The organism is Sorangium sp. So ce726, from assembly GCF_051521405.1.
GTDB lineage: Bacteria > Myxococcota_A > Polyangia > Polyangiales > Polyangiaceae > Sorangium.
This window is the reverse complement of sequence record NZ_CP150349.1, coordinates 8,270,432-8,280,619: the sequence shown is the minus strand read 5'-3', so window position 1 is coordinate 8,280,619 and position 10,188 is coordinate 8,270,432. Positions and strand designations below refer to the sequence as shown.

The 10,188-nt window shown below is 71.0% G+C and carries 4 protein-coding genes; 2 read left to right on the top strand and 2 right to left on the bottom strand.

What is annotated here, in order from left to right:
* Positions 1-2: 2 nt before the first annotated feature.
* Positions 3-6,065: an AAA family ATPase gene (locus tag WME79_RS30630; RefSeq protein WP_437522035.1), complete on the bottom strand. Its 6,063-nt coding sequence runs from the start codon at positions 6,063-6,065 to the stop codon at positions 3-5.
* A gap of 134 nt (positions 6,066-6,199) precedes the next feature.
* A complete protein-coding gene (locus tag WME79_RS30625) occupies positions 6,200-7,285 on the bottom strand; it encodes a P1 family peptidase (protein ID WP_437522033.1) in 1,086 nt (361 codons plus the stop codon).
* Between the two features lie 451 nt (positions 7,286-7,736).
* Here WME79_RS30625 and WME79_RS30620 point away from each other — a divergent pair, with 451 nt between their 5' ends.
* Both WME79_RS30620 and WME79_RS30615 read left to right on the top strand, forming a co-directional pair.
* The gene (locus WME79_RS30620; RefSeq protein WP_437522031.1) at positions 7,737-9,038 is read left to right on the top strand and encodes a PAS domain-containing protein; all 1,302 of its coding nucleotides are present in this window, start codon (positions 7,737-7,739) and stop codon (positions 9,036-9,038) included.
* 90 nt (positions 9,039-9,128) lie between these two features.
* Positions 9,129-10,124 carry a quinone oxidoreductase family protein gene (locus tag WME79_RS30615; protein ID WP_437522029.1) on the top strand — a complete coding sequence of 332 codons (996 nt, stop codon included), beginning with the start codon at positions 9,129-9,131 and terminating at the stop codon, positions 10,122-10,124.
* The last annotated feature ends 64 nt before the right edge of the window (positions 10,125-10,188 follow it).

Sequence of the window (10,188 nt, the reverse complement as noted above, 5' to 3'; positions counted from 1 at the left end):
GCCTACGCCGGCCGGAGCAGGGTGCCCTGGCCGTCCGTCTCCGCCTCCGGCGGGTGCAAAGGCAGCTCGACGATGAAGGTGGCGCCCGCGCCCGGCTTGCTCTCGACGCGGATGGTGCCGCCGTGGGAGGTGACGATCCATCGAACGATGTAGAGGCCGAGGCCGAGGCCGCCGAAGTTGCGGACGGAGACAGCGCGCTCGAAGCGCTCGAAGATCCTGGTTTGATCGGCCTCGGCGATGCCCATGCCATGATCGCGGACGACGAGCACCGCGCGAGCGCCCTCGCGGCGCACGATGACGTGAATGAGGCCTCCCGCGCCGTACTTCATCGCGTTGGTCAGCAGATTGATGAGGACCTGCTCCATCCGAGAAGGATCCCAGTGTCCAATCACGGGCTCGTCCAGCTCGAGCCGGGTGCGGCAGCGGGCGTCCACGACCTGCTGGTGCATCCGCTCGACGACCTCGCGCGCCAGGGCGGCCAGATCGACGGGCGCGCGCGCGAGGGTCAGCTGGCCGGCGTTCAGGCGGGTGACGTCGAGCAGCTCGTTGACCAGGTGGGCGAGGCGCGCGATCTGGCGGTTGAGGAGCTGGATCGCGGCGTCGATGCGCTCCGGGGCGACCTCCCCGCGCTGGAGGCGGGGCAGGAGCCGAGCGAGGAGGTGGGCTTGCATCGTGAGCGAGGTGAGCGGCGTCTTGAGCTCGTGGGATGCGACCAGGAGGAACTCGTCGCGGCGCTCGATCGCCTCCTGCGCCTCGGCGAACAGGCGGCTGTTGTCGAGGGCGAGCGCTGCGCGGCTCGCCAGCTCCTGGGCCAGCCACAGGTCGGCAGGGCCGTATCGGTGCCGCGGCGCGGCCGCCAGCAGGGTCATGACGCCGAAGCGCCGCTCGCGCGCGAGGAGCGGGACCCTGAGGAACGAGTGAACGCCGAGCGGATCGAGGAGAGGCGCGGCGCGCACGTCGCCTATCTCGGGCCGGTCCGGCGACGCCGCTGCCAGGGGCCGCAGCGCGTCCGTCACCGCGCTTGCGAGCTCGGCCGGCATCCCCGCGGTGACCGTCCGCCCCGGGGCGTCCTGGGCGAGGTCCACGTCGATGACGCAGCGGTCGGCCAGCGCTGGCAGCGCGAGCTGCGCGACGCTCTCGAGGGTGGCGCCGTAGCCGAGGGCCATGAGCTTGCGGCTCGCGTCGGCGAGGAAGCGCTCGGCGAGCTCGGCGCGCTTGCGCTCGGTGATGTCGGTGCAGATGCCGCAGACCACGCCGGGCATGACGCTCTCGCCGAGCGGGAACTTGAGGGACAGATAGGTGCGCGGCTCGCCCTCTTTCATCATCACCTCTTCCTCGAACTCCAGCGGCTCGCCCGCGTCGAGCACCCGCCGGTCGTTGTCTCGGAGGATCCCGACGTCCACACCACGATAGAGCTCGGCGTCGGTCTTTCCGAGGAGCTCATGGCTCGGCACGCCGGCCACGTTCCCTGCGTGGCGGTTGGCGAGCAGATACCGGCCCTCGCGATCCTTGAGGAAGATGGCCGCGGCGGAGTTGTCGACGATGGCCTGCAGCGTCGCCTGGTTGGCCTTCAGCGCCTGCTCCGCCCGCCGCCGCTCGGCGTTCTCCTGCTCGATATCGGCATAGAGCATGGCGTTCTCGAGCGAGATGGCCGACTGCGAGGTGAGCAGCTCGAGCACGGTGAGCCGCCCGGGGGTGAACGCCCCGGCCACGAGCCCGTTCTCCAGGTAGAGCACGCCGAGCAGCCGGGCCTGCCGCATGATCGGGAGGCACAGCACCGACCTCGGCCTCTTGCGCGCGAAATACGCGTCCTCCGAGAATGGGTGCCTGGCGGTCGCGTCGTCGAGCAGCACGCGCTCGTGGCTGCGGAGGACGTAGTTGAGAATGGATTGCGGCAGCGCCGACGACGCCTCGCCCGCGTCGAGCAGCCGCGCCGCGCTGCCGGACGTCGAGCGCGACGTCGAGATCGCCGCCGCGGTCGACAGGCGCTCCTCCCGGACCAGGAGCACGACCCCCTCTCCGGCGCCCGCGTGCTCGACCACGATGCGGAGGAGCATCTCGAGCAGGCGCGGGAGCTTGAGCTCGCCCGAGATGCTCTGAGACGCCTTGACGATGGAGAGGACGTCGAACTGCTCGGCGCGGACGGCGAAGGTGACGGTGGGCGCGATCGGCTTTCGCTCGACGAGGAAAGGGTAACGCTGGTCGAGCTGCTCGACCTTGGCGTGGGCGCCCCAGCGGAAGTAGGCGGCGCGGGCGTCCCGCAGGTAGGCGCCTTCGGGCGTGGACAGGCCGCGATCGCGGTAGAACCGCGCGGCGAGCTCGCAGGCGATGGCCTCCTGCTGGACGAAGCCGTTCTCCCGCGCCGAGGAGATGGCCTGCTCGTAGAGGCGGACTGCCTCGGCCTCGCGCCCGAGGAGTCGGGCGATCTCGGCGCGGACCAGCGCATGTTTGTGGAGGAAGTTGTCGGGGCAGCTCGCGGCCCACTCGCCGAGCTGCCGCTCGCTGTCGAGGAGGCCCTCGGGGAGCTCCTCCGCCGGCGACCGCCGCGCGTCGTGCGGCTCGGGCGGCTCGGGCGGCTCGGTCGCGCCATCGTCAGCGAGGGCCGCGAGCGCGAGCGCGTGATAATAACAGTTCTCGGCGATGAGCGCGTAGGGCTCGCTCTTGAAGGGGTGGTCGACGATCACGCGCGTCGCCGCGGCGAGCGCTTCGTCGTGAGAGCCGAGCACGAAGAGGGCGCGGGCCTTCATGCTGTAATGGAGGCCGCGGACGCCCCTCATGTCCCCCTCATCGAGCTTCGCCTCGAAGGCCTGCCGGTCCAGCTCGGAGCCGTCGAGCGTCGAGAAGCGGACCGGCCTCCCGCGCAGCGTCTGGATGATGGCGTGGGTGCTGGCCAGGACGCCGTAGGCGAACTCGTAACCGGCCTTGCGCACGAAGCGGCTGCGCTCCTCGACCTCGTGGAGGACGTCCTCCAGCGGCTCGCCGGCGAGCAGCGGGAACAGCGGAGCCCAGATGCAGTTGAAGCACGCCATGTGCAGATCGCCGGACTCGACCGCGGCGCTGAAGCCAGCGCGCGTGTAGGGGTACGTCTCCCGGTAGTGGCGTGTCCAGAAGACGACGTGCTGTCCGAAGATGGTGAATACCAGCGACTTCACGGTGAGGAGGTTGCTCCTGTCCGCGAGGTCGTAGCCGAGCTTTCCGAACAGGTAGGCCTCGCGGTATCGCCCGAACCGCGGGCCGAACATCCGCGCAAAGCCGGCGTACGCGTGGGCGGAGCTCTCCGCGTTGCCGTGGCGCAGCCCGAGCTTCACCATGCGCAGGACGACGAGGTAGTGCAGGTCCTGGTCCACGAAGATCGAAGGGCCGGCCACGGCTTGCAGCACGGCCATCACGACCTTGCACTCCGGGTGCTCCATGGGGGGCAGGCGGAGCAGATCCTCGATCGCCCGATCGCCGAGGGCTTGCCAGAGGCTCTCGGTCTCTTCTCTGACCTGTGCGTCGGTGGGGTGGAGCGGAAGATCGATGTCCGAGGCGCGGAGCCACGCGAGCCCGAGCTCGACGGCGTGGTCGGATCGCCCTCGGGTCTGATAGAAGATGACGGCGAGCTCGACGACCGCGGCGCGCTCGATCTCGTTCCTCGTGCGCACCAGGAGCTCCTCGATCAGCCGCTCGGCCTCCTCGGAGCTGCCGGTGATGTACGCGGCGCGCGCGCGCTCGAGGCTCAGAGGGTAGGCCAGGTCGTACCGAGTCTCCCATCGCTCGCGGGGATCTCGCGCGAGGAGGGCCAGGCCGGCGGCGAAGAGGGCGGCGGCAGACTGATACGCCGCGGCGGCATTGGCCCTCCTGCCAGCGCGGAGGTTGAGGGCGGCGAGCTCGTCGCGCTCGGCCTGGGAGCGGATGAGCGCGGCGCCGCGGTTGAGGTGGCCCACGATGTCGAAGAGCGCGTCCTCGCGCTCTTCGGCGCGCCGTGCCTTCAAGAGCAGCTGACCGATCCGGAGGTGCACCTCGGCGAGCTGTCCGGCCGGGATGAGCGAATAAGCGGCGTGCTGCACCCGGTCGTGGAGGAAGCGATAGGCGCTGTCCCGGCGGAGCAGCAGCCCTTCCCGCACGGCCTCCTCGAGCGCCTCGCGGAGCCCCTCCGCCGGGCGGCGCGCGATGATCGCGAGGGTGTCGAGATCCCCGCTGCCGCCGAGGCACGCGGCGAGCTTGAGGGCGTCGCGCGTGGGGACGGCCAGCCGCTCCAGCTTGCCCACCATCAGCTCGACGACGTTGTCGGTGAAGCCCTTGTCGCGGATGGCGGCGAACTCCCACCGCCATGCGCCCTCGTCGGCATCGAAGGTGATGAGCCCCTCGTCGTGCAAGGCGATGAGGAACTGGATCAGGAAGAAGGGGTTGCCGGCGGTCTTCTCGTAAACCAGCCGTGAGAGCGGCTCGACCTGCGCTTCGGGCGCATGGACCGCCTCGGCGACGAGCGCCCCGACGTGGGCGACGGAGAGCGGCTCGAGGAAGAGCTCGGAGATGGCGGCGCCGCGCTTCTGCACGTCGGTCAGCGTGAGCCGGAGCGGGTGCGCGGGGCCGACCTCGTTGTCGCGATAAGCGCCTATGAGCAGGAGGTGCGCGTCGCCGGCGAGGGTGGCGAGCTGCTCGAGCAGCAGGAGGCTACCGGGGTCGGCCCATTGCAGGTCGTCGAGGAAGAGGGTGACGGGGTGCTCCTTCCGGGCGCAGGCCGCGACGAAGCGCTGGAGCGTGGCGAGCAATCGGCTCTGGGCCTCGGTGGGCGGGAGCTCGGGCACGGCGGGCTGTGGGCCGAGCAGCAACGCGAGCTCGGGGAGCATGTCAGTGAGCAGCCCGCCGCTCGCGCCGACGGCCTCGCGGAGGCGCTCTCGCCAGCGCTCGACCTGCTGCTCGCTCGCGCTGAGGATCTCCTGCACGAGCCCCCGAAAGGCGTGAAGGAGGGGGCGGTAGGGGACGTCGCGCTTGAGCTGATCGAACTTTCCGGAGAGGAAGAAGCCGCGCTCGCGCACGACGGGCCCGTGCAGCTCGGCGACGAGCGAGGATTTGCCGATGCCCGAGTAGCCCGAGACGAGCACGACCTCCGGCCGGCCGCTCGCGACCATGCGCTCGAACGCGGCGAGCAGCGCCTCCACCTCGCGCTCACGGCCGTAGAGCCGCTGCGGGATCTGGAACCGGTCGGAGACGTCGCGCTGTCCGAGCGGGAAGGCATCGATGGCGCCGCTCTGGCGCAGCTGGGAAAAGCACGTGTCGAGGTCGTGGCGCAGGCCGAGTGCGCTCTGGTAGCGCTCCTCGGCGGCCTTGGAGAGCAGCTTGAGGACGACGGCGGAGAGCTGCGGTGGAACCGATGGGACGAGCGCGTGCGGCGGCTGCGGCGCCTGGGCGATGTGACAATAGACCCACGCGACGGGATCACTGGCCTGGAAGGGCAGGGTGCCAGTCAGCATCTCGTAGAAGGTGACGCCGAGGGAGTACAGATCGGTCCGCTCGTCGACCCGGCGGTTCATGCGGCCTGTCTGCTCCGGCGCCATGTAAGCGAGCGTGCCCTCGATGAGCCCGTCGTGTGCGAGCTCCTGTGCCCCGCGGGGGGAGAGGGAGGCGATGCCGAGATCGGTGATCTTCACCTCGTCGGTGTCGGGGTTGTAGAGCAGGTTCTGGGGCTTGATGTCCTTGTGGATGACGTGGTGTCGGTGGAGCTCGGCGAGCGCGCCGGCGAGGCGGAGGGCGAGGGGGAGGAAGCGCTCGATCGACATCGGGCGCATCGGCCCATCGAGGAACCTGTCGAGCGAGCGGCCGCCGAAGTCCTCGAGGACCAGGGTCATCTGGTCGCGGAACGGCTCGATCCCGTAGGCCTGGACGACGACGGGCGATTTCAGGGCCCTGGCGACCTCGAGCTCGTGCTGGAGCCGGCTGAGGGCGCGGGGGCTTGCGTGGTCGCGCCGCAGGGCCTTGAGCACCACCGGCCGGCCGTCCTCCTCGCGCCGCGCGCGGTAGAGGATCGTGTCCGCACCTTGGTGCAGCACCCCCAGCACGCGGTAACGTGGACTGTCGGTCATAAAGGGAGGGTGTCCAAGGCCGGATCGGTCTCCGAGGCGCCCGGTCGATTCGTGATGTTGCCAAAAGCGCCTCGCTGCGCCACGGGAAATGGCGGCCAGCGCTCGCGCCGGCCCGCCTGCGGCGGCCTCTTGCGTCATGCAGGGCGGGAGCGGCCGGACGGCCGCTGGACGCCGTGCCTCGACAGCACCTCACGGACGCGATCCAGCGGAATGGCGTCCACGGTGCGACCGCTCCCCGTGGTGGTCTCGGCCGTGAAAAGCGAGTTGTAGATGGCCTCCTCCGTCGCCTCGATCACGGCCTGGAAGAGGGCGGACGTCTCGTGGTTCGAGAGCTCCGTGGTCGCGAGCCGCTTCGCGCCGGAGCGGCGCCGCACCGAGGCGCTCGTCGAGAAGGCGATCGCGTAGTCGCCGGAGCCGTTCGCGCCGGAGGACCCGGTGCGCGCGAGGCCCAGCATCGCGCGGGCGGCGAGTCGTCCGAGGTTGCGATCCGACAGCGGCGCGTCCGTCGCGACAAGGATGAGGATGGAGCCGTCTCCCGCCGCCGCCTCGACCTGCGACCGGAAAGCGTACCGGCCGAGCTCCTCGCCGACGGGCGCCCCCATCACCTGCAGCACGCCGCCGAAGTTCGACTGGACGAGCACGCCGACGCAGGCCCCGCCGAGCGACGCTGGCAGCACCCGCGAGGCGGTGCCGATCCCCCCCTTCCATCCGAACGCGACGGTGCCCGTGCCCGCGCCGACGCACCCCTCCAGCGTGGGCCCCTCCCGCGCCGAGCCCAGCGCCGCGCGCACGTGATCGGCGGTGATCGGACGGAGCCGCACCGCGTTGAGCACGCCGTCGTTGGTCTCGCCGACGACCGGGTTGAGCGAGCGCACCTCCTCCATGCCCGGCTGCGCCAGCATCCATTCGACGAGCGCGTCGGCGGCCCGGAACGCGCAAAGCGTGGTCGTGAGGAGAAGGGGAGTCTCCAGCTCACCCAGCTCGCGGACCTGGGTCGCGCCGACGAGCTTTCCAAACCCGTTGCCCACGTGAATCGCCGCGGGGACGCGATCGAGGTAGAGGTTTCCCCCGTGGGGGAATACGGCGGTGACGCCGGTGCGGATCGCGTCCCCCTCGATCACCGTGGCGTGCCCGACGCGCACGCCGCCCACGTCGGTGATCGCGTTCAGCGGCCCCGGATCGAAGATGCCAGGCGCGACGCCGAGATCACGCGCGCGCATGGCGTCTCCCGCGGGCTTCGTGGATCCGGGCGCGGGGGGCGCGCTGCCCGCCTCGTCCGGGCAGCGAGCGGCCGGGCAGCGCCAGGACGAGGCGGCCGGGCGCGGCGTGCGGCCCGGTGGCGGCAGACGGCCGAGAGATGGTTTCGCCATCCACGGAGAGCAGCGATATCAACCTCCGTGCCAGGCGCGTCGGATGCCGCCCGATCAGGCCGTGTCCTCGTCGGTACGCCGCGAGCGGCTCGAGCAGCGGTGCGAGCCGAGGTCGCGCGCCCGAGCAGGCGTTGACCAACTCGGGGTGAGCGACGGCGCTACCCGCACGAGATTGTTAAGTCTATTACATAATGGCGGGCGCATGGCGATTCCCGGAGAGCGCGTTGAAAGGTTAGGCTATTCGACGGGGCGTCCGGCTCGGAGAACGCTGGGCCGCTCGTGTCGCGTAGAAGGATCCCGAATGACCATAGATCTCGATGGGCCTGGCTCGCACATCGGCGCCGGCCCTCTGCCGCACGCCGGCGCCGGCCCCCTGCCGCACGCTGGCGTCGACCCCCTGCCGCTCCTCTGCGCGCTCCCGGTACCTGCCGCTGTCTTCGATGCAAAGGGAGCGCTCCGGTGCGCCAATCCCCGCCTGGAGCAGATCCTCGCGGAGGGCGCGTTCACCGCCTGGCCGGTGTCGCCTCCATGCGCGCTGGCCGCCCTGCCCGCGTCGCCCGAGGGGCTCGCCGGCGAGGCGCAGGAGGTGCTCGCAGGCATCCGCGCTGTGCTCGACGGCGAGCGCGAGCAGGCCGGCATCGAGCTCCGGGGCGGCGCGCCTGGCGCGCCGTCGTGCGAGATCTCGGTCACGCAGCTTCGCGTCGATGGCGCGCGCGGCGCGCTCGTCTGCGTCCACAGCCCGGCTGCGCCGCGCAGCGAGCCAGAGACGGTGCCCATCGAGAGCTTCCTCGACACCATCATCGAGCACGTGCCCGTCTCGGTCTTCATCAAGGAAGTGACGGAATTCCGCGTTGTCCGGATGAACGGCCACTACGAAACAGTCTTCGGCGCCCCCCGGAGCGCCGTTCTCGGCAAGAACGTCTTCGACCTCTTCCCGCATCGGCTGGAGGAGGCCAACTGGCTCGATCGCATGGATCGTGACGTGATCGAGAAGGGCGAGATCGTGGACGTGCCCGAAACGCGCATCGCCACGCCGGCCGGGGAGCGGTGGCTTCACATGGTGAAGGTGCCGCTCAAAGACGAGCACGGCGTCTGCCGCTATCTCCTGGTCATGATCGAGGACATCACGGAGAAGAAGCGCGCCAACGAGGCGGTGCAGAAAGAGCTCGCGTGGTTCGCGACGCAGCGGAAGCTCCTCGACGTCATCCAGGAGCTGTCCACGCCGGTCATCCCGGTCCACGAAGGCATCCTCGTGGTGCCCCTCGTGGGGACCATCGACTCCGCCCGCGGCGCACAGCTCCTGGAGACGCTCCTGCAGGGCATCGAGCGCAACAGGGCCGAGACGGTGCTCATCGACATCACGGGCGTACCGGTCCTCGACGCCGACGTGGCCGCCCGCCTCCTCCAGGCCACGCGGGCGGCCGCGCTCCTTGGCGCCACGTGTGTCCTCGTCGGGGCGTCACCCGACGTCGCACAGACGCTGGTCGCGCAGGGGATCGATCTGGGAAACCTCCTGACGCAGCGCGATCTCCAGGCCGGCATCCGTTACGCCCTTGCCCGTCAGGGCAAGGCGATCGTCGAGCAGCGGCGCGGGCGGCGCTGATCTCACCATCGTTCAATACAGGGCCGCCGCCGGCGGACACACTGCGCCTGAGCCGCCGCACGCCGGCGTCGCTCGAGAGGACCGCAACGCATGAAGGCAATCGGAATCCATCACCATGGCGACGCCTCGCAGCTCGTGCCGCTGGAGCTGCCCGAGCCAGCGCCCGGACCCCACCAGGTGAGGGTGCGCGTGATCGCCTCGTCGGTCAACCCGGCAGACATCCGGGCGCGCTCGGTCGCGCCCGGGCCGCGCCGCATCGAGCGGCAGTTTCCGCTGGTGCTCGGCTACGACGTCTCCGGGATCGTCGACGCGGTCGGCCCCGGCGTCGACGATCTCGCGGTCGGAGACGAGGTGTTCGGCTCACCGAGCCTGTTTGGGCAGGGCGCGAACGCGGAGCGGGTTGTGGCCGACAGCCGCACCCTCGCGCGCAAACCGGAGGCCCTCTCCCATGAGCAGGCTGCATGCCTGTCGCTCGCGGGCGTCACGGCCTGGGAATGCCTCTCGCGCGCGCGGCCCGCGCCTGGCGCCACGGTGCTGGTCACCGCGGGCGCAGGCGGCGTGGGCCACCTGCAGCTGCAGCTCGCGCGTCACCTCGGGCTACGGGGGGTGGCGACCGCCAGCCGACCCGAGTCGACGGCGCTCTGCCGCGACCTCGGCGCCGCGGTCGTGCTCGATCACATCACGCAGGACGTGGGCCAGGCGTGCCGGGATCTGACCGGCGGGGCGGGCGTCGCGGTGGCCTTCGACAACGCCGGTGGCCGCGCGCTGGATCAGGCGCTCGACGCCGTGGCGCCGATGGGCACCGTGGTGAGCATCGTGCCGACGCCTGCGCCGGTCGCGGACCGGCTGTTCATGAAGGCGGCGTCGCTCCTCTATCATGTGATGGGGGCTGCCACGATCTGGCGGCTCGACCCGCACGCGCAGGGCCGCGCGCTCGCCGCGGTGGCCGAGCTGGCGGCGCAAGGCCACATCAGGCCCATTGTCAGCGCGAGCTACCCGGTGCGCGAGCTTGCGCAGGCGCACCGCGCCATCGAGTCGGGCCGCACGATCGGGAAGATCGCGATCCGCGTGGCGGAAGGCTGGTGAGGCCGGTGAGGCTGGGTGGGAAGCGCTGGGACGCCGGCGGGAGATCGGGCGGGCGCTCGAGCGC